The sequence below is a fragment of the Caballeronia udeis genome, from assembly GCF_044909315.1.
Lineage (GTDB): Bacteria > Pseudomonadota > Gammaproteobacteria > Burkholderiales > Burkholderiaceae > Caballeronia > Caballeronia udeis_A.
The window spans coordinates 173,239-200,003 of record NZ_JBIYEB010000017.1; the positions used below are offsets into that span (position 1 = coordinate 173,239).

21 protein-coding genes are annotated in these 26,765 nt (G+C 60.9%); 14 read left to right on the top strand and 7 right to left on the bottom strand.

Features of this window, described 5'->3' with window-relative positions; all coding sequences use genetic code 11:
• Positions 1 to 117: 117 nt before the first annotated feature.
• The 3 genes from betA to betI are packed head-to-tail and all read right to left on the bottom strand — an operon-like array spanning position 118 to position 3,900.
• Positions 118 to 1,806 (bottom strand): choline dehydrogenase, encoded by a 1,689-nt coding sequence (betA, locus tag ABH944_RS25860; protein WP_404610041.1) that lies wholly within the window; start codon positions 1,804 to 1,806, stop codon positions 118 to 120.
• Positions 1,807 to 1,817: 11 nt separating this feature from the next.
• Positions 1,818 to 3,287: a betaine-aldehyde dehydrogenase gene (betB, locus tag ABH944_RS25865; protein WP_404610040.1), complete on the bottom strand. Its 1,470-nt coding sequence runs from the start codon at positions 3,285 to 3,287 to the stop codon at positions 1,818 to 1,820.
• A 13-nt stretch (positions 3,288 to 3,300) separates the two neighbouring features.
• The gene (betI, locus tag ABH944_RS25870) at positions 3,301 to 3,900 is read right to left on the bottom strand and encodes a transcriptional regulator BetI (protein ID WP_097268989.1); all 600 of its coding nucleotides are present in this window, start codon (positions 3,898 to 3,900) and stop codon (positions 3,301 to 3,303) included.
• A gap of 211 nt (positions 3,901 to 4,111) precedes the next feature.
• On the opposite strand from betI, the gene fdhA reads away from it, so the two are divergent.
• Positions 4,112 to 5,311: a formaldehyde dehydrogenase, glutathione-independent gene (gene fdhA, locus ABH944_RS25875; protein ID WP_097268991.1), complete on the top strand. Its 1,200-nt coding sequence runs from the start codon at positions 4,112 to 4,114 to the stop codon at positions 5,309 to 5,311.
• A 42-nt stretch (positions 5,312 to 5,353) separates the two neighbouring features.
• Here fdhA and ABH944_RS25880 read toward each other — a convergent pair whose 3' ends face one another.
• On the bottom strand, positions 5,354 to 6,370 hold the full coding sequence (locus tag ABH944_RS25880; RefSeq protein ID WP_404610039.1) for a GlxA family transcriptional regulator: 1,017 nt from the start codon (positions 6,368 to 6,370) through the stop codon (positions 5,354 to 5,356).
• A 431-nt stretch (positions 6,371 to 6,801) separates the two neighbouring features.
• Between ABH944_RS25880 and ABH944_RS25885 the strand changes: the two genes are divergently transcribed.
• The 10 genes from ABH944_RS25885 to ABH944_RS25930 all read left to right on the top strand — a co-directional run bounded on the left by ABH944_RS25885 (position 6,802) and on the right by ABH944_RS25930 (position 19,348).
• Positions 6,802 to 8,091 (top strand): serine hydroxymethyltransferase, encoded by a 1,290-nt coding sequence (locus ABH944_RS25885; RefSeq protein ID WP_404610038.1) that lies wholly within the window; start codon positions 6,802 to 6,804, stop codon positions 8,089 to 8,091.
• Between the two features lie 27 nt (positions 8,092 to 8,118).
• Complete coding sequence (locus tag ABH944_RS25890; protein WP_404610037.1) at positions 8,119 to 9,090, top strand: dipeptidase; 972 nt, start codon at positions 8,119 to 8,121, stop codon at positions 9,088 to 9,090.
• Between the two features lie 32 nt (positions 9,091 to 9,122).
• A complete protein-coding gene (locus ABH944_RS25895; RefSeq protein WP_404610036.1) occupies positions 9,123 to 9,659 on the top strand; it encodes a DUF5943 domain-containing protein in 537 nt (178 codons plus the stop codon).
• Between the two features lie 51 nt (positions 9,660 to 9,710).
• Positions 9,711 to 11,774 (top strand): oxidoreductase, encoded by a 2,064-nt coding sequence (locus ABH944_RS25900; RefSeq protein WP_404610035.1) that lies wholly within the window; start codon positions 9,711 to 9,713, stop codon positions 11,772 to 11,774.
• 2 nt (positions 11,775 to 11,776) lie between these two features.
• Positions 11,777 to 13,696 (top strand): (Fe-S)-binding protein, encoded by a 1,920-nt coding sequence (locus ABH944_RS25905; RefSeq protein WP_404610034.1) that lies wholly within the window; start codon positions 11,777 to 11,779, stop codon positions 13,694 to 13,696.
• Between the two features lie 3 nt (positions 13,697 to 13,699).
• Entirely contained in the window at positions 13,700 to 14,887 is a 1,188-nt protein-coding gene (locus ABH944_RS25910) for an electron transfer flavoprotein subunit alpha/FixB family protein (protein WP_404610033.1), read from the top strand.
• Entirely contained in the window at positions 14,884 to 15,690 is an 807-nt protein-coding gene (locus tag ABH944_RS25915; protein WP_404610032.1) for an electron transfer flavoprotein subunit beta/FixA family protein, read from the top strand. The genes ABH944_RS25910 and ABH944_RS25915 overlap by 4 nt, the downstream gene beginning before the upstream one ends.
• A 63-nt stretch (positions 15,691 to 15,753) precedes the next feature.
• Complete coding sequence (locus ABH944_RS25920) at positions 15,754 to 17,052, top strand: aromatic ring-hydroxylating oxygenase subunit alpha (RefSeq protein ID WP_404610031.1); 1,299 nt, start codon at positions 15,754 to 15,756, stop codon at positions 17,050 to 17,052.
• A gap of 81 nt (positions 17,053 to 17,133) precedes the next feature.
• Positions 17,134 to 18,345 carry an FAD-binding oxidoreductase gene (locus ABH944_RS25925; protein ID WP_404610030.1) on the top strand — a complete coding sequence of 404 codons (1,212 nt, stop codon included), beginning with the start codon at positions 17,134 to 17,136 and terminating at the stop codon, positions 18,343 to 18,345.
• 142 nt (positions 18,346 to 18,487) lie between these two features.
• Complete coding sequence (locus tag ABH944_RS25930; protein WP_404610029.1) at positions 18,488 to 19,348, top strand: glycine betaine ABC transporter substrate-binding protein; 861 nt, start codon at positions 18,488 to 18,490, stop codon at positions 19,346 to 19,348.
• Between the two features lie 85 nt (positions 19,349 to 19,433).
• Here the strand turns inward: ABH944_RS25930 and purU are convergent, their stop codons facing one another.
• Both purU and ABH944_RS25940 read right to left on the bottom strand, forming a co-directional pair.
• Positions 19,434 to 20,318, bottom strand: coding sequence for a formyltetrahydrofolate deformylase (gene purU / locus ABH944_RS25935; RefSeq protein WP_404610028.1), 885 nt, complete (start codon positions 20,316 to 20,318; stop codon positions 19,434 to 19,436).
• A 127-nt stretch (positions 20,319 to 20,445) separates the two neighbouring features.
• Positions 20,446 to 21,366 (bottom strand): choline sulfate utilization transcriptional regulator, encoded by a 921-nt coding sequence (locus tag ABH944_RS25940; RefSeq protein ID WP_404610027.1) that lies wholly within the window; start codon positions 21,364 to 21,366, stop codon positions 20,446 to 20,448.
• Between the two features lie 142 nt (positions 21,367 to 21,508).
• Between ABH944_RS25940 and betC the strand changes: the two genes are divergently transcribed.
• The 3 genes from betC to ABH944_RS25955 all read left to right on the top strand — a co-directional run bounded on the left by betC (position 21,509) and on the right by ABH944_RS25955 (position 25,479).
• Positions 21,509 to 23,047 (top strand): choline-sulfatase, encoded by a 1,539-nt coding sequence (gene betC / locus ABH944_RS25945; protein ID WP_404610026.1) that lies wholly within the window; start codon positions 21,509 to 21,511, stop codon positions 23,045 to 23,047.
• A 68-nt stretch (positions 23,048 to 23,115) separates the two neighbouring features.
• The gene (locus ABH944_RS25950) at positions 23,116 to 24,066 is read left to right on the top strand and encodes a choline ABC transporter substrate-binding protein (RefSeq protein WP_404610025.1); all 951 of its coding nucleotides are present in this window, start codon (positions 23,116 to 23,118) and stop codon (positions 24,064 to 24,066) included.
• A 264-nt stretch (positions 24,067 to 24,330) separates the two neighbouring features.
• Positions 24,331 to 25,479 carry a porin gene (locus ABH944_RS25955; protein ID WP_404610024.1) on the top strand — a complete coding sequence of 383 codons (1,149 nt, stop codon included), beginning with the start codon at positions 24,331 to 24,333 and terminating at the stop codon, positions 25,477 to 25,479.
• Positions 25,480 to 25,495: 16 nt separating this feature from the next.
• Here ABH944_RS25955 and ABH944_RS25960 read toward each other — a convergent pair whose 3' ends face one another.
• A complete protein-coding gene (locus ABH944_RS25960; RefSeq protein ID WP_404610023.1) occupies positions 25,496 to 26,479 on the bottom strand; it encodes a GlxA family transcriptional regulator in 984 nt (327 codons plus the stop codon).
• Positions 26,480 to 26,765 lie beyond the last annotated feature (286 nt).

Genomic DNA, 26,765 nt, shown 5'->3' on the forward strand with positions numbered 1-26,765 from the left:
ATCGATATAAATCTCGGCCAATGAGCGATTAGTGAAACAAACGAAAAAAGGCATCGCGGCCGCCAAGCCGGGATGCCCCAGAATACGAATTGAATTGCAATCAATTAGCCATGCCGCTCAGACGGTGGCAATTGCCTCCGCGTGACGCGCCTTCGCCCCATGCGCGACGAAATACGGCGTGTCAACACGAGCCAGCGGCTCACGCCCGCGGATCTTGTCCGCGATCTTCTCGGCCAGCATGATGGTCGGCGCATTGAGGTTGCCGGTCACAATCAGCGGCATGATCGACGCGTCCACCACACGCAGCGATTCGAGCCCATGCACGCGGCCTTCGTTATCGACCACGGCCATGTCGTCGTAGCCCATCTTGCACGAGCACGATGGATGGTAAGCGGTCTCCGCGCGTTGCCTTACGAACGCATCGAGTTGATCGTCTGTCGTGAGGTCGGCGCCCGGATGCAACTCGCGTCCACGATATTTCTTGAGCGCCGGCTGATGCATGATCTCGCGCGTGATACGAATCGCGTCGCGGAATTCGCGCCAGTCGAGCGGGTCCGACATGTAGTTGAACAGGATGCTCGGGTGCGCATTCGGATCGCGTGACTTGAGCTTGATGCGGCCGCGGCTGGGCGACCGCATGGAACCCACGTGCGCCTGGAAGCCGTGCATCTTGATCGGGTTCGAGCCGTTGTAATTGATCGCGACAGGCAGGAAGTGGTATTGAATGTTGGGCCATGGGTCGTCGTCGCGTGTACGGATAAAACCACCCGCCTCGAACTGATTGCTCGCGCCAATGCCCGTACCGTTCAACATCCATTCAAGCCCGATCTGCGGCTGGTTCCACCATTGCAGCGCTGGATAAAGCGACACCGGTTCAAGGCATTCGTATTGCATATACATCTCCAGATGATCCTGGAGATTCTCACCCACGCCCGGCAGGTCGAGCACTAGAGGGACGTCGAGTTCACGCAGCCACGTCGACCGGCCCACACCGGAGCGTTGCAGTAATTGCGGCGAAGCGATCGCGCCGCTGCATACCAGCACCTCGCGGCGTACATGCGCCGTGACGCGTTCGCCACCGTGCAAATACGCTACGCCGATGGCTCTTTTTCCGGAGAACAAAACCCGGTCGGTGACGGCATGCGTAACGATCGTGAGATTCTGCCTGCCCTTTGCACGGTCGAGATATCCACGTGCGGTGCTCGAGCGGCGGCCCTTCGGCGTCACCGTCCGGTCCATCGGGCCGAAACCTTCCTGGCTGTAGCCATTGAGGTCGTCCGTACGGGGATAACCTGCCTGCACGCCCGCTTCGACCATCGCGGCGAACAAGGGATTATTGCCGGGCTTGGAAGTCGTCACATGCACCGGACCGTCATCGCCGTGATACGGGTTCGGTCCGGCATCGCGAGTTTCCGCTTTGCGAAAATACGGCAGGCAATCGGAATAGGTCCAGTTTTCAAGGCCTTTACGTTCAGCCCAGCCGTCATAGTCGAGCGCGTTGCCGCGGATGTAGCACATGCCGTTGATCAGCGACGACCCGCCCAGTCCCTTGCCGCGTCCGCATTCCATGCGCCGATTATTCATGTGCGGCTCGGGATCGGTCTCGTAAGCCCAGTTGTAGCGTCTTCCCTGCAGCGGAAACGCCAGCGCGGCCGGCATCTGGGTGCGGAAGTCGAAGCGATAGTCCGGACCGCCGGCTTCAAGCAGCAGCACGGTCACTCCAGGGTCTTCGGTGAGGCGCGAAGCGAGCACGTTGCCCGCCGAACCCGCGCCCACGACGATGTAGTCGAACTCGTTCGCGCTCATCGCATCGCTCCTTAGAATACGGGTTGGTAAGGGCCCAGTTCGACCTGTACGGATTTAATACTTGTGTAGTGCTCAAGCGTGGTAATGCCGTTTTCGCGGCCGACGCCCGACTGCTTGTATCCGCCCACGGGCATTTCAGCGGGCGATTCGCCCCACGTATTGATCCAGCAGATGCCCGCTTGCAGCGCATGAATGACGCGATGCGCACGGGACAGATTCTCTGTGACTACGCCCACGGCGAGGCCGAATTCGGTGGCGTTGGCACGCCCGATCACTTCGGTTTCCTCATCAAAGACCAGGATGCTCATGACGGGACCGAAGATCTCTTCGCGCACGATGCGCATGTCGTCGCGGCAATCGGTGAAGATGGTTGGTTCCACGTACTGTCCTTGAGCGAACCCGTCATGCACGATCCGTGATCCACCCGCGATCAGTCGCGCACCTTCTTGCTTACCGCTTTCAATGAACCCCAGGACCTTCTGCAATTGCGCCGCGCTGACCAGCGGGCCAAAGTTGGTGTTCGCATCCGTTGGTGAGCCCACGCGAATGCGCTTCACACGCTCCAGCACGAGTTTTTCGAAGCGGTCATACACCGTTCGCTGAACGAATACGCGCGTGCCGTTCGTGCAGACCTGGCCGGAACTGAAGAAGTTGGCGCTCATTGCAATGTCGGCGGCGCGTTCGAGATTGGCGTCGTCGAAAATGACGAGCGGTGATTTGCCACCTAGTTCCATCGTCACTTCTTTCAGCGACGAACCTCCAGCCATCGACATCACTTTCTTGCCCGTCTCCACACCGCCCGTGAACGATACCTTCGCAATGTCCGGATGCGCGGCAAGCAACGCGCCCACACGGCCATCGCCCTGCACGACGTTGAACACGCCTGCGGGAACACCCGCTTCCGTATAGATTTCAGCGAGCTTCAACGTGCTTAGCGGAGTGATTTCGCTGGGCTTGAAGATCATCGCGTTGCCGGCGGCGAGCGCGGGCGCGGACTTCCAGCACGCAATCTGGATCGGGTAATTCCATGCGCCAATACCCGCACACACGCCAAGCGGCTCGCGCCGCGTATAGACGAACGAACTGGGCCGCAGCGGGATCTGCTGGCCTTCTATGGCCGTTGCAAGCCCCGCGTAGTACTCGATCACATCGGCACCGGTGACAATGTCCACGGCGCGAGTCTCGGCGATCGGCTTGCCCGTGTCGCGGGTTTCTAGCGCGGCGAGTTCGTCGTTGCGCTCGCGCAGGATATCCACCGCGCGACGCAGGATGCGCGAGCGTTGCATCGCGGTCATGGCGGACCATTCGCGCTGGCCCTCGTGCGCCGAGCGTACGGCGCGATCGATATCCGCGGCGCTTGCCTGTTGAACGCTGGCGAGCGTTTCGCCCGTGGCGGGATCGAGCGTGTCGAAGGTTTCGCCGCTGGTGGCGTCAACGTAAGCGCCGCCAATGTACAAGCGCTGCAATTCGAATACGGGCATTTGCTTGGGTCCTTTAGGTGAGGGTCCGGCCGCGTGTGTCGAGCACGAGGTCGATATAGTCGTTGGCGAGACGCATGGCCGCCTTGGTGTCGAACGGCTCGCCGGAGAGCGCGCCGCGTAGCCACAAGCCGTCGATCAACGCAGCCAGTCCGCTGGCCGCGCGACGTGCAGCGGCACGCGGCAGGAGCTTGGAGAAATCGGCGCACAGGTTGGAATACAGGCGGCGCGTGTTGACGTTCTGCAGCCGCCGCAGTTGGGGTTTGTGCATGCTCTCCGACCAGAACGCGAGCCAGGTCTTCATGACCGGATTGCTGACCTGCGCGACGTCGAAGTTCGCGGCCACCACGGCGCGCAAACGCGCGCGCGGTTCATCTTTGGCGACCCGGCGCCTGCGTGATGTGGCGTTCCACAGGTCTCGCAGCACATGGCGCATGGTGGCTTCGAGCAGGCTGTCTTTATCGCCGAAATAATGACTGACGATACCCGTGGAAATGCTCGCGCGCTGCGCAACCGATGCCAGCGTGGTGCCGGCCAGACCGGCATGGTCGATGGTAAGCAGCGTGGCGTCGATCAACTGCGCACGGCGGATCTCGCGCATTCCAAGCTTCGGCATGGGTCCAGTCCAGATAGCTTCAAGAAAACCAGGTTTGAATCCTAGGTATTTTATATTGATTGGTCAATCAATATAAAACCGTCATGTCGGTTTCTGCCAAACCGATGTCGCGTTCAATGCACGTCAGCGGTGCGGCACAGGACTACGCTCGTTAGGCGGTGCATGGCTGTGTTTTGCCATGCAGATCGTCCACGAGACAAGGAGACAGGCAATGAGCAGTAATCGCGGCGTCGTGTATCTGGGGCAGGGCAAGGTTGAAGTGCAATCCATCGACTATCCGAAGATGGTCGATCCGAGCGGCCGGCAGATCGGCCATGGCGTGATTCTCAAGGTGGTCACCACGAATATTTGCGGGTCGGATCAGCATATGGTGCGGGGGCGCACGACCGCCCAGGTCGGCCTCGTGCTCGGGCATGAGATAACCGGCGAGGTGATCGAGATCGGGCGCGACGTGGAGACACTCAGGATTGGCGATCTGGTTTCCGTGCCGTTCAACGTGGCCTGCGGCCGCTGCCCGACCTGCAAGGCGCAGAACACGGGTGTGTGCCTGAACGTCAATCCGTCGCGTGCGGGCGGCGCCTATGGTTATGTGGACATGGGCGGCTGGATCGGCGGTCAGGCCGAATACGTGCTGGTCCCGTACGCCGACTTCAATCTCCTGAAGTTTCCCGATCGTGATCAGGCGATGTCGAAGATCCGCGATCTCACGTGCCTTTCCGACATCCTGCCGACGGGCTATCACGGCGCCGTGATGGCTGGCGTGAAGCCGGGTGCAACGGTGTATATCGCAGGCGCAGGGCCGGTCGGGATGGCCGCGGCGGCGTCGGCACGTTTGCTGGGTGCGGCTTGTACGATCGTTGGCGACATGAACGAAGAGCGCCTCGCGCACGCGCGCAAGGTGGGCTTCGAGACGGTGGATCTATCGAAGGATGCAACGCTCGCCGATCAGATCGCGGCCATTCTGGGCACGCCGGAAGTGGATTGCGCGGTGGACTGCGTCGGCTTCGAAGCGCATGGTCACGGCAGCAGTGGAAGCCATCAGGAAGCGCCTGCCACGGTGCTGAATTCCCTGATGGAAATCACGCGGGTAGCGGGCGCGATCGGGATTCCGGGCCTCTACGTCACCGACGATCCGGGCGCGGCCGACGCAGCCGCGAAGAAGGGCGCGCTGAGCATTCGCTTCGGTCTGGGTTGGGCGAAGTCGCACTCGTTCTTCACCGGGCAGACGCCGGTCATGAAGTACAACCAGAACCTGATGCAGGCCATCTTGTGGGATCGTTTGCCGATTGCGGATATCGTGAACGTCTCGGTGGTGACGCTCGATCAGGCGCCGGACGGATATCGCCAATTCGACGGCGGTGCGCCGCGCAAGTTCGTGATCGACCCGCACGGGATGTTGAAGGCAGCGTAAGCGGCTAACGCTCGGAGCGCCGCTTTCAGCCTGATCTGAATCTCAAGCGGCGCTTTGAGCAATGGCCATCGAAGGTGCAGCCACAACGGCAAGCGGTGGCAACTGGCGCCGGCGTTCCCGCGTAGGCGCAGTGCCGAATGCATCGCGGTAGCTCTTGCTGAAGTGGCAAGCCGACTGAAAGCCGCAGGCCATGGTGATATGCATGATCGACATATCGGTCTGCAGCAGCAATTCACGCGCGCGGCGCAGCCGCAGCGTCAGGTAGTAATGAGTGGGCGTCATGCCGAGATGTTCGCGGAACAGCCGCTGCAATTGCCGCTGCGACATCCCCGCCAGCCGCGCGAGTTCTTCGCGCGACAACGGCTCTTCTATGTTGTTCTCCATCAGCGAAATCACTTCGAACAGCGACTTGTTCGCCGAGCCCAGCCGCGCGACCAGCGGCATGCGCTGCTGCGCGCTGGTATCGCGAACGTGCTCAACGATGAACTGTTCCGCAATCTGCGTGACCTTCGCCGACCCCACGCGCGTGGCGATCAGGTTCAGCATCATGTCGAGCGGCGCGACGCCGCCCGTGCACGTCACGCGGTCCCGGTCGATCACGAACAGCTCTTTGAGAAAGCGTGTTTCCGGGAATTCCTCTTTCAGCGCCGACATGTTTTCCCAATGGATCGCGCATGCGTATCCGGCGAGCAAACCGGCGCGGGCAAGGGCATAGGTACCGGTGCAGAGGCTGCCGAGCACGCTGCCAAGCCGGGCAAAACGACGCAGCGCTGACAGATGCGCGGGCGTGGTTTCGCGCTGGACGTCAATGCCGCCGACCACGAACACAATGTCCGGCTGCCCGACGCACTCGACCGGCCCGGTATCCACGGACAGGCCATTGCTTGCCGCCACGGGACCGCCTTCCGGGCTTACGATCGACCACGTGTACAGCTTTTGCCCGGTCAGGTAATTCGCCATGCGCAGCACTTCGATAGCGTTGGTGAACGCGATCATCGTGAAATTAGGCAGCGGCATGAACGCGAAATGCGCGAGCGACGCGGTTCGGTCGGGGGACATTGAGGAATGATTCCTTCGAATCTAGGGTGTGGCTGTGTCGTGGGGGCACGACTTTGAACATTTTGTAGATGTTTGCAACATGCATGCCATCAGGCTAAACCCTATTGGCGCCGAAGTTTACGGAGACGTAAGCGCACCGCGAAGGGGATCCTCTTCGCAATCCGCACCGCGCGGAAGCGAGAAATGTCCGCCGCAGTGCAGCATTGAACGGGCGCTCAGGGCGAGCGTCCGGCGACTTGTGTAAAACGGACGCGAATGTCGGAAAAGGCCAAGAACACGTCTAAATTCATAAATTGGCGTGGTGGGCGAAAGTCAAGAATAGACGCATCGGAAAGCGGTTGTGAGCATGGTTTCCAGTGCCTTTGCAGGTTGGCCTCAGAAGCAAACCGCCTTTCAAGAAGCGACTTGTCCCCGAACCCACGGATGCCTCAATGTCAAATTTCCCGACTCGCCCTGCCGCCCCGTTCTTCGAAGAACCTCTTGCCACGCGCGACGCGCCAGTACGCAACTCCATCTTGAAAGAGCTGGAACGCCAGCAGTCGCAGGTCGAACTGATCGCGTCGGAAAACATTGTCTCGCGCGCCGTTCTTGAAGCGCAGGGCTCGGTGCTGACGAATAAATATGCGGAAGGTTATCCAGGCAAGCGGTATTACGGCGGCTGCGAATTCGTCGATGAAATCGAAACCCTCGCGATCGATCGTGTAAAGCAGATCTTCAATGCGCAGTTCGCCAACGTGCAGCCGCATTCGGGCGCGCAGGCGAACGGCGCCGTGATGCTCGCGTTGACCAAACCCGGTGACACCGTGCTCGGCATGTCGCTCGACGCAGGCGGTCACCTGACGCACGGCGCGAAGCCGGCGTTGTCCGGCAAGTGGTTCAACGCGGTCCAGTACGGCGTGAACCGCGAGACCATGCTGATCGACTACGAGCAGATTGAAGAACTTGCGATGCAGCACAAGCCGACGCTGCTGATCGCAGGCTTCTCGGCGTATCCCCGCGAACTGGACTTCGCACGGCTGCGCGCCATCGCGGACAAAGCCGGTTCGAAGCTGATGGTCGACATGGCGCACATTGCCGGCGTGATCGCGGCGGGGCGGCATCAAAACCCGGTCGCGCACGCACATGTGGTGACGTCCACCACGCACAAGACGTTGCGCGGCCCGCGCGGCGGTTTTGTCCTCACCAATGACGAGGACATTGCCAAGAAGATCAATTCCGCGGTGTTTCCGGGCCTCCAGGGCGGTCCGCTGATGCACGTGATCGCTGGTAAGGCCGTGGCCTTCGGCGAGGCGCTGCAGCCCGGTTTCAAGACTTACATCGACAGCGTGCTGGCCAACGCGAAGGCGCTGGGCGAAGTGCTGAAGGCCGGCGGCGTGGATCTCGTGACCGGTGGTACAGACAACCACTTGCTGCTCGTCGACCTGCGTCCGAAGGGCCTGAAGGGCAACCAGGTCGAGCATGCGCTGGAACGCGCCGGCATCACCTGCAACAAGAACGGCATCCCGTTCGACCCGGAAAAGCCCACTGTCACATCAGGCGTGCGCCTTGGCACGCCGGCCGGCACCACGCGTGGTTTTGGCGTGGCAGAGTTCCGTGACATCGGCCGCCTGATCGTGGAAGTGTTCGACGCGCTGCGCGACCACCCGGACGGTCACGCAGAGACCGAACACCGCGTGCGCCGCGAAATCTTCGCGCTGTGCGAACGCTTCCCTATTTATTGATTACGTCCTCCCCTCCTGGAGCATGAGATGAGCACACTGCACGACAACAGCATCATCATCGACGGCCTGAATATATCGAAGTTCGAGCCGTCGGTATTCGAGGACATGAGAAAGGGCGGCGTGACCGCGGTGAACTGCACGGTGTCGGTCTGGGAGAGCTTCCAGAAGACCGTGGACAACATTGCTGAAATGCGTCAGATGATGCGCGAGCACAGTGACATTCTTACGCTCGTGCGCACGACGGACGACATTCGCCGCGCGAAGAAAGAGGACAAGACCGGCATCATTTTTGGTTTCCAGAACGCGCATGCGTTCGAGGACAACCTGGGCTACATCGAAACGTTCAAGCAGCTTGGCGTGAACGTGGTGCAGCTCTGCTACAACACGCAGAACCTCGTGGGTACCGGCTGTTATGAGCGCGATGGCGGTCTTTCGGGTTTTGGCCGCGAAGTGATCCAGGAAATGAATCGCGTGGGCATCATGGTCGACCTGTCGCACGTGGGCGGCAAGACGTCTTCCGAAGCGATCGCTTTCTCCAAGAAGCCGGTGTGTTATTCGCATTGCTGTCCTTCGGGACTGAAGGAACATCCGCGCAACAAGACCGACGAGCAGCTTAAGGAAATTGTCGATGCAGGCGGGTTTGTGGGCGTCACCATGTTCGCGCCGTTCCTGAAGCGCGGCCCGGATGCGACGGTGGAAGACTACCTCGAGGCAATCGAGTACGTGGTCGACCTGATCGGCGAAGACAACGTGGGAATTGGCACGGACTTCACGCAGGGCTACAGCACGGAATTCTTCGACTGGATCACGCACGACAAGGGCCGTTATCGTCAACTGACGAATTTCGGCAAGGTCGTGAATCCCGAAGGTATCCGAACGATTGGCGAATTCCCGAACCTGACCGCTGCGATGGAACGCGCCGGCTGGGGCGAATCACGCATCAAGAAGATCATGGGCGAGAACTGGGTACGCGTGTTCGACAGCGTCTGGAACGTCTGACCCGGCTCACCCAATAATAAGGAACCCACACGATGCAACCACAACTGCCTATTGACGTCGATCCGGAAACCGGCGTCTGGACGACCGACTCGCTGCCCATGCTTTACGTGCCGCGTCATTTCTTCACGAACAACCACCTGGCCGTTGAAGAAGCACTGGGTCGCGAGGTCTACGCGAAGAGCCTTTATACGGCGGGCCACAAGTCGGCGTATCACTGGTGCGATAAAGAAGCCACGCAACACGGCATCAGCGGCATGGCGGTGTTCGAACATTACCTGAAGCGCTTGTCGCAACGCGGCTGGGGTTTGTTCTCGATCGTGAAAAGCGATCCGGCTGCCTCAACCGCAACCGTGCATCTGCATAACTCGTCGTTCGTGCTGGCGCAGCCCGGCAAGGAAGGCAAGCTTTGCTACATGTTCGCAGGCTGGTTCGCCGGCGCGATGGACTGGGTCAACGACACCGCACCGGAAGGCACGAAGAAAGGTCCGAAGTCGTTTTCGGTCGAGACGCAATGCGCGGCCGAAGGCCATTCGCATTGCGTGTTCGAAGTGACGCCGCTGGCAGCGTGAACGAGTAATGAAGCAGCTGTAGTACATAGATAATTCCGAGGTCGACCCGCGATGCGTTACCCCAACCTTTTCAAGCCTCTTACGCTGAACAAGCTGACCTTGCGCAATCGCATTGTCAGCACCGCGCACGCGGAGGTCTATGCGGAACCGGGTGGTTTGCCCGGCGATCGGTATATCCGTTATTACGAGGAGAAGGCAAAGGGCGGGGTCGGCCTTGCCGTATGCGGCGGCTCGAGCCCGGTGTCCATCGATAGCCCGCAAGGCTGGTGGAAGTCGGTCAATCTTGCGACCGACAAGGTCATCGATCCGCTCTCGCGCCTGGCCGAAGCCATGCACAAGCATGGCGCGAAGATCATGATCCAGGCGACCCATATGGGCCGTCGCACGGCGTATCACGGTGAGCACTGGCCGCATTTGATGTCGCCCTCGGGCGTGCGTGAACCGGTGCATCGCGGCAATGCGAAGATCATTGAAGTGGAAGAAATCAAGCGCATCATTTCCGACTTCGCGGTGGCCGCGAAGCGCGTGAAAGATGCGGGTCTGGATGGCGTCGAAATCTCGGCGGCGCATCAGCATCTGATTGATCAGTTCTGGAGCCCGCGCACGAATTTCCGTACCGATGAATGGGGCGGCTCGCTCGAAAACCGCCTTCGTTTCGGCAACGAAGTGCTCAAGGCCGTGCGTGAAGCGGTAGGCCCGGACTTCTGCGTCGGCCTGCGCATGTGCGGCGACGAGTTTCACGAAGACGGTCTCGATCACACGCAGTTGAAGGAGATCGCCCAGTCGATGTCGGAGTCGGGTCTTATCGACTACATCGGCGTGATCGGTTCCGGCGCGGACACGCACAACACGCTCGCGAACTGCATGCCACCCATGGCGCTGCCGCCCGAGCCGTTCGTGCATCTCGCCGCCGGAATCAAGTCGGTGGTGAAGCTGCCGGTGATGCATGCGCAAAGTATCCGGGATGCCGGCCAGGCCGAGCGTCTGCTGGAGTCCGGCATGATCGATCTGGTCGGCATGACGCGTGCGCAGATTGCCGATCCGCACATGGTCATCAAGATCCGCGATGGCCGCGAAGACGAGATCAAGCAGTGCGTGGGCGCGAATTATTGTATTGACCGGCAATACAACGGTCTCGACGTGCTGTGCGTGCAGAACGCGGCAACATCACGTGAAGAGACCATGCCGCACGTGATCGAAAAATCGCGTGGCCCAAAGCGCAAGGTTGTGGTCGTTGGCGCGGGTCCTGCGGGACTCGAAGCCGCACGCGTGGCGAAATCGCGGGGGCATGACGTCGTATTGTTCGAAAAGAACGAGTACGTGGGCGGCCAGATCATGCTGGCGGCCAAGGCGCCACAGCGCGAGCAGATGGCGGGCATCGTGCGCTGGTTCGACATGGAAACGAAACGTCTCGGCGTGGACCGTCGCCTGGGTGTGGCAGCCGACGAAAAGATGATCATGGCCGAGAAGCCGGACATTATCGTGCTGGCTACGGGTGGTTCATCGTTCACGCAACAAGTGCCGGCGTGGGGCGTCGAGCAAGGTCTCGCCGTGAGCTCGTGGGACATCCTCTCGGGCAAGGTCGAGCCGGGCAAGAACGTACTGGTTTATGACGGCGTCAGCACACATGCCGGCGCGGGCGTAGCCGACTTCATCGCGAGCCGGGGTGGAAATGTCGAGATCGTGACGCCGGACGTGAAGGTCTCGGACGACGTGGGCGGCACGACCTTCCCGATTTTCTACAGACGTCTGTACGCGCAAGGCGTGATCTCCACACCGAACTACTGGCTCGACAAAGTGTATGAGGAAGACGGCAAGAAGATCGCCGTGATCCGCAATGAGTACACGGAGGAGCAAGAGGAGCGCGCGGTCGATCAGGTGGTGATCGAGAACGGCATTGCGCCGAACGACGAGCTCTACTGGAAGCTCAAGCCTGAGTCGTTGAATCGTGGTCAGATCGATGTGCACAAGCTCTTCGCTTCCGAGCCGCAACCGTCCTTGAGCGAAGAACTCGGCAACGGGCGCTTCCTGCTGTTCCGCGTTGGCGACTGCATCTCCATGCACAACATTCATGGCGCGATCTATGACGCGCTGCGCCTCGTCAAGGACTTCTGAACATGAGCCCGGTGTTTGTCATTACCGCATTGTTGTGGTTGTCGGTGGCGGGTCTGGCATTCGCACTTTTCAAGCGTGCCGCGTATTGGCGGGAGGGCCGCGCGACGGCTGCGGGTGCGTACGGCTGGGGCAATTTGCTGTCCATCCCGAAGCGCTATTTCGTCGATCTGCATCATGTAGTCGCGCGCGATCCGTATATTTCCAAGACGCACGTGGCGACAGCCGGCGGCGCGATTGCAGCCATGGCGCTCGTGTTCCTCAACTACGGGCTGGCTATCTATTCGCCGTGGCTCGACAAGCTGATTTTCCTGGCAGCGCTCGTGATGCTGGTCGGTGCGGTGTTTGTATGGCGCCGTCGGCATGGCGCGAAGGCGGTACCCGCGCGTCTGTCTCGTGGGCCATGGGACAGCCTGCCGCTGCTGCTGGGTTCGTTCGCGCTCGGGCTCGTGCTGTTCGTTGTGTTGCCCGCTGCAGCCATGTCCGGCGCATTGGCGATCATCGTTGCGCTGCTGATTGCCGCGGGTGCATTCACGATGACCTTCGGCGCAGCCCGCGGCGGTCCGATGAAACACGCGCTTGCAGGTTTGCTGCATCTCGCGTTTCATCCACGGCAAGAGCGCTTCACCGGGCGCAGCCACGAGCATGACGTCGTCCCGCCGACCGCGCTCAAGATGCCAGTACTCGACGCCAAGGAATACGGCGTCGGCAAGCCGGTTGAATTCCGCTGGAATCAATTGCTGAGCTTCGATGCCTGTGTGCAATGCGGCAAGTGTGAAGCGGCGTGCCCGGCGTTCGCAGCGGGTCAGCCGCTGAACCCGAAGAAACTGATCCAGGACCTGGTGACGGGTATGGTCGGTGGGTCGGACGCCGCGTATGCCGGTAGCCCTACGCCGGGCATCCCGCTCGGCAAGCATTCGGGCGCACCGTCGAAGCCGCTGATTTCCACGATGATCGAAGCGGACACGATCTGGTCCTGCACCACCTGCCGCGCTTGCGTTCAGGAGTGCCCAATGCTGATCGAGCATGTGGACGCTATCGTGGACATGCGGCGCAACCAGACGCTGGTCGAAGGTATCGTGCCGGGTAAGGGTCCTGAAACGCTCGCCAACTTGCGCGAGACGGGTAGCGCGAACGGCTTCGATATCGGCGCGCGTTACGACTGGTCCGTCGACCTGCAGGTGCAGGTCGCGCAGCCGGGCCGTCCGGTCGACGTGCTGCTCATTGCAGGCGAAGGTGCATTCGACATGCGCTACCAGCGCTCCTTGCGCGCGCTGGTCAAAGTGCTGAACAAGGCGGGTGTCGACTATGCGGTGCTGGGCGGTGTAGAGACGGATACCGGAGACACGGCGCGTCGTCTGGGCGATGAAGCCACGTTCCAGCAACTGGCGACGCAACTCATCGCGACCTTGTCGAAGTATTCGTTCAAGAAGATCGTCACCGCCGATCCGCACGTGATGCACAGCCTGCGCAACGAGTATCGCGCGCTGGGTGGGTTGTATGAGGTGCAGCACCACACGTCGCTGATTGCCGAGCTCGTCGCCAGCGGCAAGCTCACGCCTGCTGCCGAAAGCGCGCTCGCCGCCGGCAAGACGGTCACGTATCACGACCCGTGTTATCTCGGCCGTTATAACGGTGAAACGGAAGCGCCGCGCAAGTTGCTCAAATCGATCGGCATCAAGGTCGTCGAGATGGAACGCAACGGTATGCGCGGACGATGCTGTGGCGGTGGCGGCGGCGCACCGCTCACCGACATCCCCGGCAAGCAGCGTATTCCTGACATCCGTATCAACGACGCCCGCGCGGTCAACGCGGAGATTGTCGCGGTCGGATGCCCGAACTGCACGGCGATGCTGGAAGGCGTAGTAGGTACTCGGCCGGAAGTGCTGGACGTGGCTGAGCTCGTTGCAGCGGCGCTGGAGTAAGCAATGCACACCATCAAACGAATTGATCCGCGCCGGCCGTTTTCCATCACGGCTGAAGGGCTCAAGCGCATTACCTTGGGTTTTGTGGGCGTGGCGGGTGACATTCACGCTGGCGCGCTGGGCGGGCATCGTGAACAGGCGAAGCCGCGTCGTACGACTACGGCTGCGCAGCGTTCATTGCTCGTGGCCGCACACAGCGACCGCGGTTCCCTCGATGACCACGCGCGCCAGACGCTTGCGGCAGCCGCGCTGCTTGCAGACCCGACCACGCAAGTCGTCTTGCTTGTCCTGGGCGAATTGAAGGACGATGCGTCCACGCTCGGCGCGGACAAGGTGATCGAGATGCCTGCATTCGATCGTCGCGCATTCGCACCCAATGCTGCACTGGATGCGCTCGCCGCCTGTGTCGCGGCGTATTCCCCCGCGCATGTTTTCCTTCCCGATAACGCGACGGGCGACGGTGATCTCGGCCGCCGGTACGCGGCGCAAGCGAGGGCATCCGTGGCCGCGCACGTGGTTGAAATAGACGCCGCGCACGTGGCGGTTTATACCCGTGCGCGCAAGGCGTTCGCCGTGCGTTCGCTTCCCGACGTGATCCTGCTGGCTCCGAATGCAGTCGATGCAAGGTTGCCGTTCGTCGGTGCAGGCGAGCGCGTGCCGGCGGAGCAGTTCTTCGGCCAAAGCCATGAGAAAGCGAGTCCTTACAAGGACCTTGGCATCGAAGAAATAGATGCCGCGCAAGTCGCGCTGGAAGAGGCAGACTTCATCGTGTCAGCGGGCAATGGGGTGACGGATGTCCCCGCGTTCGAGCGTCTCGCCAACACCGTAGGCGCTGCAATTGGCGCGAGCCGGGTGGCGGTGGACGACGGCAAGTTTCCGCGCGACAAACAGATCGGGGCAACGGGCAAGACAGTCGATGCCAGCCTTTACATTGCGTTCGGTATCTCCGGCGCGGTGCAGCACTTGCAGGGCATCAAGGATTGCCGGCACGTGATTGCGGTGAATCTCGACGCCAGCGCGCCGATCGCAAAACGCGCGAACCTGACGATCATCGGCGACGCGCAGGAAACGATCGCGGCATTGACCGAAGCCGCAGCCGCGGCGCGTAACGCACGTGCCAACCCGGGCGCAATGGCTGCGTCCGGCGGCGCAGCTTCGAGTACAGCCAAGCTGGAAGGAGCGCTCGCATGAGCCAGGCATCGACCACGAAGCGCGTAAGCAAGATTGCTGTCCTCGTCTCGGTCGGCCGTCATCCGGTGAGCGGCACTGCACGCTATAGCCGTAACGACGCCGCCGCGCTGACCTTGGCGACGGGACTCGCGAAGCAACACCAGGCGGCCCTTGACGTGTTGCACGCAGGCGATCCGGCCAATCCCACATTGGGCGAATATCTCGCGTTGGGCGCGGCAAAGGTGGAAGTGCTGGCCGTAGCCGCGGGAGATGAAATTGCGCCGGCGCTCGCCGCACGCCTGAAGGGTTACGACCTCGTGCTGACCGGCACGCGTGCGGAAGGCACGGAGGACAGCGGCATGCTGCCCTACCAACTCGCCGACGCCCTGGGCGTTGCGCTGCTTGCATCGGCGGTGGATGTGGACGTTGAAGGCGGAGTCGACGCCACACAAGTCACCGTCCGGCAATTCCTGCCGAAAGGATTGCGTCGCCGCGTGCAGGCAAGCTTGCCTGCACTGGTTGTGGTGCATCCCATGGCCAACGCCACGCCGCGCTACGCGTACGCGAAACTGCGCGAAGGCGCGATAGAACCGGTGCTGGTGAGTGCCGCCAACGCGGCGGAAGGCGTTCACTGGTCGATCAAGCCCGCGACGGCGAAACCCGTGCGGCTGGCGGCGGCCGAAAAGCGTTCGGGCCACGCGCGCATGCTCTCGGCCACGACCACGGAAAGCCGGGGTGGCAGCGTCGTAATTGAAGGGACTTCCGTCGAAAAAGCACAAGTGATCCTGGCGTATTTGCGCGAGCATCAACTCGTCGACTACTGATTTCCGACACGAAAATTCCCGCACGTTCAAGGTCGGGCGGGGCACCAAAACACGGAGTACACGATGAAAGTTTCCGCAGACGTTCGCGCAATGATCGAACGCCGCAAGAAGGGTCACACGCTGGAAGCGCCGTTCTACGCGAGCGAGGAAATCCACGCGCTCGACATGGACGTGATCTTCCGGCGGCACTGGATCCAGGTCGCGGTCGAGCCGGACGTCCCGGAAGCGGGCGACTACATGACGGTGGAACTCGGCAACGATTCCATCCTGATCGTGCGCGACGACGACATGCAGATCCGCGCGTTCCATAACGTCTGCCGGCATCGCGGTGCGCGCCTGTGCAGCTCGGAGAAGGGCTCGCTCGGCAATATCGTGTGCCCGTATCACAGCTGGACCTACAACCTGAACGGCGACCTGATGTTCGCCGAGCACATGGGCGAGCAGTTCGACAAGTGCAAGCACAGCCTCAAGAAGGTCCACCTGGAAAATCTCGCGGGCCTGATTTTTGTCTGTCTCGCTGAAACGCCACCGGCCGATTTCGCCGTATTGCGCGCTTCAATGGAACCATATTTGCTGCCGCACGGACTGGCCGACTGCAAGGTGGCCGCCGCGATCGACATCATCGAAAAGGGCAACTGGAAGCTCACGATGGAGAACAATCGCGAGTGCTATCACTGCGTCGCGAACCATCCGGAGCTGACCATCTCGCTCTACGAATATGGCTTCGGGTACCAGCGTTCCGCCGACAACGAAGAAGCCATGGCGGCCTTCGACAAGACCGTCGAAGAACGCACGAAGCAATGGGAAGCGATGAACCTGCCGTCGAAGGAAATCGACCGGCTGGCTGACCTTGTCAGCGGTTTTCGCACGCAACGCTTGCCGCTCGACCGCAGCGGGGAGTCGCAGACGATGGACGCCAAGGTGGCGTCGAAGAAATTGTTGGGCGGTTTCCAGCAAGCCGATCTGGGAGGGCTCTCGTTCTGGACGCAGCCAAATTCGTGGCATCACTTCATGAGCGATCACATTGTGAGCTTCTCGGTGATTCCGCTGTCGGCAGGCGAGACGCTCGTGCGCACCAAATGGCTCGTGCACAAGGACGCAGTGGAAGGTGTTGACTACGACGTCGACAACCTGACCGCCGTCTGGCGCGCGACCAACGACCAGGACCGCGCGCTGGTGGAATTCTCGCAACTCGGCGCGACGAGCAGCGCATATGAACCGGGTCCGTATTCGCCGTTCACGGAAGGACTCGTCGAGAAGTTCTGCGAGTGGTATATCGGCCGGCTGGACGATTACGCGAACACGCCGGAAGAAGCCAGCGTGACCGCACACGGCGAGAAAGTCGTGTCGTTCAAGCGCTGACCTGGCGCTGATTCAGCGAATACCTAAGCGAATATTCAGGCGAAGAAAAACGTCGCACTCGAAGCTATAGCGGAGAAACAGATGATGCGCGATCAGGCGACGTTCGAGCCTGCCCCGAACCGAGTGACCCAGCCCGAGTTCTGGGGCACGCTTCCCGCTCGTTGGGACAGCGACACGGACGACACGCTCGTCTGCTGTCACGTTCGTCAGGAAACGCACGACGTAAAGAGCTTTTTCTTTCGTGCGCCGGTGGAACGGACCTTTGCTTTCGAGCCCGGCCAGTTCATCACGCTGGAGCTGGAGATAGACGGCGAATCGATCAATCGCTGTTATACGATCTCCTCGCCGCCTACGCGTCCGCACACCATCTCCATCACGGTGAAGCGCGTGCCGGGCGGCAAGGTGTCGAACTGGCTGCACGACAATCTTCAGACAGGCGGCAAGGTAAGGGTGTTGGGGCCCGCCGGCGAGTTCACGTGCGCGCGGCATCCGGCGCGCAAGTTCCTGTTTTTATCGGCGGGATCGGGTGTCACGCCATTGATGTCCATGAGCCGTGCACATCACGAGCTCGGCGAGGATCGCGACATCGTGTTCGTGCACAGTGCGCGCACGCCCGACGACATCATCTTTGCGCGCGAACTGGACCTGATTGCTTCGAACCAGGCGAACTTCCGCACGGCGTTCGTATGCGAACGAGTCGGCGCGCGCACGAACTGGCCGGGCGTAACAGGGTTCCTCACGCTGCCCTTGCTCAAGCTGATCGCACCGGATTTTCTGGAACGGGAAATCTTTACCTGCGGTCCGGCGCCCTACATGAAGGCAGTTCGTGATCTGCTCGCCGAAGGCGGTTTCGACACCACCCATTATCACGAGGAAAGTTTTTCCTTCGAGACAATCGCGGAGGTCGCGGCGCAACTGACGACCGCTCATGTCGCCGATGCATTGCAGTCCACCGAAACATTCGCCGAGATGCGGGAAAGCGCGGTTGGCTTCGACCTGTCGCCCGAACTCGTCCCCGTGCCTGCAGAGACCACGTTCAAGGTCAGTTTTGCCAAGAGCAATCGCGAGATCGAATGCGGCAGTGCGCAGCATGTGCTGGACGCAGCGAGGAAATCGGGCGTGCGTTTGCCGGCGTCGTGTACGCAAGGCATGTGCGGCACCTGCAAGGTCAAGCTGCTGTCCGGCGAAGTCGAGATGAAACACAACGGCGGCATCCGTCAGCGCGAGATTGACCAGGGCATGGTTCTCTTGTGTTGCAGCAAGCCGCTGACCGACCTTGTTGTCGATAAGTAGGGTATTCATCAGGGTCGGCGACGCAGCGGGATAAGACGAGGTCGCATCCGGACAACTGGGCGTCGAAAAATAACCAGTCGGCGTTTTTCTGGCCGGTGATTCTAAAGCCTCAATGGTGTGGACCGCAAAGGGGAGTACGACAATGAGACTGATCAAAAAACTGCTTGTTTTGAGCACCTTAAGTGCTGCGCTGGCTGCAACCAGCGCGGGTGTTATCGCCGCCGATGCGAAACCGACCATCAAGATCGGTTACGTGGAAGGCTGGGACGACAGCGTGGCGACGACGAACGTGGCGGCGCAGATCATCGAGAAGAAGCTGGGTTATCCGGTGCAGCTCGTACCGGTCGCGGCCGGCGTGATGTGGCAGGGCGTGGCGCGCGGCGACCTCGATATGACGCTGTGCGCCTGGTTGCCGGTCACGCACGGCGCCTACTGGGAGACCTTCAAGTCGAAGGTCGTCGATCTTGGCACCAACTTTCAGGACGCGAAGATCGGCCTGATCGTGCCGGAAGATGTGGACGTCACGAGCCTGGCAGATCTTGAAGCAAAGAAGGACGAGTTTGGCGGCCGGATCGTTGGCATTGACGCAGGTGCGGGCGTGATGCAGAAAGCGGGCGACGCGATCAAGGCCTACAACCTCGACTACACGTTGATGCCGAGTTCAGGCAGCGCCATGACGGCAGAACTGGCGCGTGCGGAAAACGCGAAGAAGCCCATCATTGTGACCGGCTGGAAACCGCACTGGATGTTCGCGAAGTACAAGCTGAAATTCCTGGAAGATCCGAAGAAGGTGTTCGGTGAAGCGGAACACGTCGACAACATCGTCAATCCGCAACTTGAAAAGAAGGCGCCTACCGTGGTCGCTTTCCTGAAGAAGTTCCAATGGAAACCGGGTGAAATCGACAGCGTGATGCTGGCAACCACGAACGGCGCCAAGCCGGCCGCTGCTGCCGATGCATGGATCAACGCTCACAGCGACCGCGTGGCGAGCTGGACTAATTAAACGTCCCGCGCTTCAGCTTTAACGAAACGACAAAACGCCGCTTAGCGGCGTTTTGTCGTTTTCGGAGCATCTTTCAAAGGACTAGTTACAGCACCACGGTCCGGTCGCCGTTGATAAATACGCGCCGCTCAATGAATGCCTTCACCGCGCGCGCGAGCGTGATGCATTCCACGTCGCGTCCTGTTGCGAGCAGACGCTCTGGCTTGTAGGAATGATCGACGCGCTCGACCACTTGTTCGATGATCGGACCTTCATCCAGGTCGTCGGTCACGAAGTGGGCTGTTGCACCGATCAGCTTCACGCCACGCGTATGCGCCTGGTGATAGGGCTTCGCACCCTTGAAACCGGGCAGGAAGGAATGGTGGATATTAATCGCGCGTGCGGCCAGTTTCCGGCTCGTCTCGCCCGACAATATCTGCATGTAGCGCGCGAGAATCATCAACTCCGCGCCCGACGACTCGAATAAATCGAGCAGTTGCGCTTCCTGTTGCGGCTTGGTGTCCGCCGTGATCGGGAGATGGTGGAACGGCAGGCCATGCTGAACGGCAAGCGGTTCGAAATCGCGATGATTCGACCCGATTCCGACAATATCCATCTTCAGTTCGCCCATGCGCCAGCGGAACAACAGGTCCGCGAGGCAGTGCTCGAGCTTCGACACCATGATCAGCACCTTCGGCCGCGCAGCCACGTTGTGGATGGCCCACGTCATGGAGAAACGCTCGGCGATAGGCGTGAATTCCTGCTGCAGTGCGGCGATCTGCAGCGTTTCATCGTGATCCACGCCGTGGAAGACGCAGCGTACGAAGAAGCGCTGGCTGAGGTCGTCGTCGAAGACGGTGAGTTCATCGACATAACACTGGTGCCGGTCGAGGAAGCCGACCACGGCGGCAACTTGTCCCGCGGCGCTGGGGCAAGCGACCGTCAGTACGAGCTGATGAGAGAGGGTGTCAATGACGTTATTGCCGGCCATGCGGTTCTCCACTATGCAAATGGCGGCGCCGCGAACGCGGCGCGCATGCGTTGCAGTAGAACAAATTGCACAGGGCGGCGGCTAGAAGCTAAACGCCGTGACGCTGGTATCGGAGCGTCAGGCGGGGTCAGGCCGCCACGCCGCACTCAGCCAGCAACCAGTCGCGAAACGCACAGACGGCCGTGGTTTGAGCGCGCGGCGCATTCAAAAGGTATCCGCCGTCCGTCGTGACCGGTGTGTCGAACAACTGGATCAGTTGACCGCTCGCGACGAGTTCGTCCACCAGCGGCGCCCAGCCCAGTGCCACGCCCTGGCCCATGATGGCCGCATGCGCGACGAAGCCATAGCTGTTGAACGTAATGCCGCGATGCGCGGGGGGCGCCGCGAGTCCGTGCGCCGCGAACCAGCCGTGCCACGACAGCCAGCGCTCCGGGTTGGTCGGCTCCAGATGAAGCAGCGGCAAGCTGACGAGGTCCGACGGATGGGCGGGTTTGCCGTGCCGCGCGAGAAACGCGGGGCTGCACACCGGTGTGACCTGCTCGGGAAACAACTTGACCGTCCCGCGTCCCGCCCAGTCCGATGCCGCATGACCGAAACCGATCACGATATCCGCGTGATCGTGATCGGCCGCGAGCACGTCTTGTGCGGTGGTGATCCTGACATCGACGTCGGGCATCAGCGCCTTGAATTGCGACAGGCGCGGCATCAGCCAATAAGTCGCGAAGCCGAAGTCAGTCAGGAGATTGAGCGAGCGCTGCGCGGGCGCCGCGTGGCGCGCGCGAATGTCGTTGGTGGCAATGCGGATGGTGTCGAGGCTCTGACGCACCGCTTCGAACAGGCGCACGCCGTCCTCCGTGAGCGTCACGCCGCGGTGTCCGCGCTCGAACAGCGCCGCACCGAGGTTCTCCTCGAGCTGCACCACGCGCTGGCTGACTGCCGGCTGCGTGGAGCCCAGTTCGCGGGCGGCGGCGGTGAAGCTGGCAAGACGCGCGGCGGACTCGAACATCGAGAGCGCCTGCATGGGCGGCAAACGATCCTGTCTCGGCATAAGGGCCCCTTATGAGCTCATAACGTTTTGCTCTCTTCACAGCCGCGAATTGAACGGCAATAGTGGTGCGCGACACAAGCCGTTCGCCGTGTGCAACGGCCATGATGCGCCACTTTCCTGATTCTATTCGAGCCTCGCTCCGATGCTTAAACACAAACAAAATATCCTGATCCTGATGGCCGATCAAATGACGCCGTTCGCGTTGTCCGCGTACGGCCATCACGTAACGAAGACGCCGAACATGGACGCGCTCGCGGCCCGTGGCGTGGTGTTCGATTCGGCGTATTGCGCGAGTCCGCTGTGCGCACCGTCGCGCTTTTCATTCTTGTCGGGCAAGCTGCCTTCGGCAATAGGCGCCTACGATAACGCCGCCGAATTTCCCTCGCAAACATTAACGTTCGCGCATTACCTGCGCGCGGAGGGGTATCGGACGATTCTCTCGGGGAAGATGCACTTTTGCGGTCCGGACCAATTGCACGGTTTCGAGGAGCGCCTGACCACCGACATCTATCCGGCGGATTTCGGCTGGACGCCGAACTGGGACGACTTCGAGACGCGTCCGAGCTGGTATCACAACATGAGTTCCGTGATCGACGCGGGGCCGTGCGTGCGCACGAACCAACTCGATTTCGACGATGAAGTGACCTACACCACGCGTCAGAAGTTATTCGACATAGCGCGTGAGCGGCAAGCCGGGAAGGACGAGCGGCCGTTTTGCGTGGTGGCGTCGCTCACGCACCCGCACGATCCTTACGCGATTCCGCAGAAATACTGGGACATGTACCGGGACGAAGACATTCAAATGCCCGCGTACCGTGACACGCTGGAAGCTGCCGACCCGCATTCGAAGCGCCTGCGTTACGTGTGCGAGACGGACAAGACGCCGCCGACCGACCAGCAGATCCGCAACGCCCGCCATGCGTATTACGGGGCGATTTCCTACGTCGATGCGCAATTCGGCGCAATCCTCGAAGCGCTGGATCAGGCGGGACTGGCCGGCGACACCATTGTGATCGTGACGTCCGATCACGGCGAGATGCTGGGCGAACGCGGCCTCTGGTACAAGATGACGTTCTTCGAAGGCGGCTGCCGCGTGCCGCTGATCGTGCACGCGCCGGGGCAATTCGAGGCGGCGCATGTGAGCGCTTCCGTCTCGCATCTCGACTTGCTGCCAACACTTGTGGAACTGGGCTGTGGCCAGCCGCGACCCGCATGGCCCGATACGCTGGATGGCTGGAGTCTCGTGCCGCATCTGCGCGGCGAGCCGCAGGCACACGATGAAGCTATCGGCGAGTACCTTGCCGAAGGTGCGATTGCGCCGGTCGTGATGCTGCGCCGCGGGGACTTCAAGTTCATCCATACGCCCTCGGACCCCGACCAGCTCTTCAACGTCACCGCTGATCCGCTGGAGCGCACCAACCTTGCGGCGCTGCCGGAACATGCGGCGAGAGTCGCTGCATTCCGCGAGGAAATCGCCGCGCGCTGGGATCTCGACGCGCTGCGCGAAGAGGTCGTGCAAAGCCAGCGGCGCCGGCAATTTCACTTCGAGGCGACCACGCAAGGGGTGATCGAATCATGGGACTGGCAACCGTCGGTAGATGCCAGCCAACGCTATATGCGCAATCACATAGACCTCGACACGCTCGAAGCCATGGCGCGTTTTCCCGCTGTCACGCGCTAAAGCTCAAGCGGCTGAACTACAACTGAAATCGCAGAACCGAAACCACACACTACTCACAGGAAGCCAACATGAAAAAGCCCTTCAAGCATGCGTTATTCTGCGTTGCGGCACTCTGCGCATCCATCGGTACGGTAGTCGCCGCCGAGCCCGAAAGCTGCCTGCAGGTCAAGATGGCGGACCCGGGCTGGACCGATATCGACGCCACCAACGCCATGGCCGGTGTCGTGCTGAAGGCGCTTGGTTATAAGCAGAGCGTCTCGAACCTTTCAGTGCCGATTACGTACCAGGGATTGAAGAAAGGCCAGGTCGACGCGTTCCTGGGTAACTGGATGCCCGCGCAAGGACCGCTGGTCAAGCAGTTCGTGGATGAGAAGTCGATCGACGTGGTGCACCCGAACCTGACCAACGCGAAGTTCACGCTGGCCGTGCCGGACTATGTGGCGGCTGCCGGCGTGCACTCGTTCGCCGACCTGCAAAAGAACGCGGACAAGTTCGACGACAAGATCTACGGCATTGAACCGGGCGCGCCGGCGAATCAGAACATCAAGAAGATGCTCGATGAAAAGGCTTTCGGACTGAATGGCTGGAAGCTGGTGGAGTCGAGCGAGACCGGCATGCTGACGCAGGTCGAGCGCTCGGTGCGAGACAAGAAATGGATCGTGTTCCTTGCCTGGGAACCGCATCTGATGAACACGAAGTTCCATCTCACCTACCTCGATGGCGGCGATAAATACTTTGGCCCGAACTTCGGCGGCGCGACGGTCAATACGGTCTCGCGAGCGGGTTACGCGAATGAATGCCCGAACGTGGGGCGTCTTCTCAAGCAGATGACATTTAACGTCGACCTGGAGAACGGCATCATCACCGACGTCCTTCAAAACAAGACCAACGTGGATACCGCTGCTGCAGCAGCGCTCAAGCGCAACCCGGACCTGGTGAAGGGCTGGCTTGACGGCGTTACCACAGCTACGGGCGCAAATGGGTGGCAGGCGGTGCAAACAGCGCTTGGTTCCAAATAACAACAGTGAGTCGCAACTGGACAGATTTGCGTCGCAAAAGGTCGAGCCCCACTAAATATGGCCTTTTACTTTTGCAAGGCTGGTGCACGCGCCTGAAGCTCGGTGCATGCATCCGCATTCAATGTGACAGATCACTGTAGTACGCCGGTCTCTGCAATAAAAACTCGAGCGAGCAGCGTTGCGCGATGTCAAACCATCGCCGGAGCAGCGCGGACCTCGCTTCGTCCAACGAAACGTGCAAACGGGTATCAGGGAGAATCAACGATGAAGAAGGTAAATGCCGTAAAGCTGGCGGCCCTGGCGTTCAGCGCAGGAGCCGTCTCCGCACCTGCTTTGGTTCACGCGCAAAGCAGCGTGACGCTGTACGGTATCCTCGACGCCGGTATTACCTACGTCAACAACACGGGCGGGTCGCACGTCGTCAAATTCGACGACGGCATCTCTTACGGGAACCGGTTCGGCCTCAAGGGCACGGAGGACCTGGGCGGTGGATTGAAGGCGATCTTCGTGCTCGAGAATGGCTTCCATCTGGGCAACGGCACCTTTGCCCAGGGCGGCGCGGAGTTCGGCCGTCAGGCATATGTGGGCTTGCAGAACCAGTGGGGCACGATCTCGGCGGGTAACCAGCTCGACCTGACGAACGAGTTTATGGAGGGTTACAACATCTCCTCGTTTGGCAGTGGCTACGCGATCCACCAGGGCGACTTTGACCGCATGAACGGCGACCGCTTGCCGAACTCGATCAAGTACATGTCACCCGACATCAGCGGCCTGACTTTCGGTGGCCTCTATTCGTTCGGCAACGTTGCGGGTGACTTCCACGAGAAGAGTGCATACAGTTTGGGCGCGCACTATGCGCACGGCGACTTCACGATCGGCACGGCGGTCACGCGCCTGAACAATCCGAATGGCATCTACGCATTCGACCCGTACGCGATGATCGGTACGAAGACCTTCCTGGGCCAGACCGTCGCAACCGTGAACGCGACCACGGGCGCCGTGACCGACCTGTTCAGCAGCACCGCGTTCAACGTCGACAGCCAGATGACTTACGGCATTGGATCGTCGTACGCGCTTGGCAACCTGACGTTGTTGGGCAACTACACCTATACCACGATCAAGGGTTACGGACAGTCGTCGCACATGCACGTGGGTGAAGGTGGTGCGGAATATAACTTCACGCCTGCGTTGATCCTGTACGGCGGTTACCAGTTCACGGCGTTCGAAGGCCACAAGTGGAACATGGGTTCGCTCGGGCTGCATTACCTGTTGTCCAAGCGTACCGATATCTATGTGTCGGGCGACTACCTTAAGGCATCGAGTGGTGTGAACGCGGTGATTGGCTATAGCTTTACGCCGTCGACGTCGAGCACGCAAAGCGATGTTCGCATTGGTATCCGGCACTCGTTCTAAGCGTTATCAGTGTATTTCAGCTGGTCGCGACGGTATCTTCGACGGATGCCGTCGCGCGTGGCGAACTGCGGTCCTGGCGCGGGCTTGAGCCGAAGCGCGTGCGGTAGGTGCGTGAAAAGTGCGAGGGTGATTCGAAGCCGCATGCCACGCAGACCGTGGTAATGGACATGTCGGTTTGTTGTAGTAATTCGCGGGCGCGTGCAAGGCGCAGTCCGAGATAGAAGTGGGTGGGTGTGTCCTTCATCGCCGAGCAGAACAGGCGTTCCAGCTGACGCCGCGTCACGCCGATTTCCTCTGCCAGTGCATCTGGCGACAGAGGTTCCTCCATGTGTTGTTCCATCACGCCGATCACCTGGATCAGCTTGCGATTGTGGATGCCGTAGCGCGCTGCGATCTGCATGCGCTGGTGGTCCGAACGCTGCCGGATGCGTCCGAGCACGAACTGCTCCGAGACCTGGGCGGCGAGTTCGGCGCCGTGGCGGCGTCCGATCAGGTCGAGCATGAGGTCGATGGAGGCCGTGCCGCCGGCGCACGTGATCCGTCGCGCATCGATTTCGAATAGCTCCTGGCTCACCGCGAGTGACGGATAGCGCTCCTGGAACGCCGATGCTGCTTCCCAGTGCAGTGTCACGCGCTCGTGCTGGAGCAGGCCGGCTTCGGCCAGGACGAAACTTCCGGTATCAATACCGCCTAGCGTTGCGCCTTGGCGATCCATCCGCCGAAGCCAGTCGCCCAATTCGCGTGTATAGCGGCTTAGCGGGTTGAAGCCGGCGACGACAATGACGTTGGTGGCCGAGTGGACGTCGGTCGGGGCGCTTTCTGCGTTGAGCGAGATGCCGTTGCTGGCGCAGACCGGACCGCCGTCGAGGCTCAGGATGTGCCAGCGGTAGAGTGCACCCCGGAAGCGGTTGGCGACGCGTAGCGGCTCGATGGCCGACATGAAGCCGATGGACGAGAACTCGGGCAGCAGCAGGAAGTGGAAGTCTTCGGTGGCGGGCATTGCACGGTGGGGGCGATTTGCAATCGGACTAGCAAGCTAACAAGCGGAAATTACCGGCGCAATGGGGCCAAATCCTAGGTTTATCGTGCGCACTCGGGCGGGGAGTGGTCGGGGGTGATGTTGGGTGCCAGGGTTCTTGCGTTAGCGGGTTTGGGGGAGTGCCCGGTTGGTGCTTTCGGTGTTAGTGGTTTGCCTGAGTCGGATTTTCTCTTTATCACTATTAGCCACTGCGCGTGGCGGCGCGTCATTTCTTTGTCCAAAGCGACAAAGAAACGAAGCAAAGAAA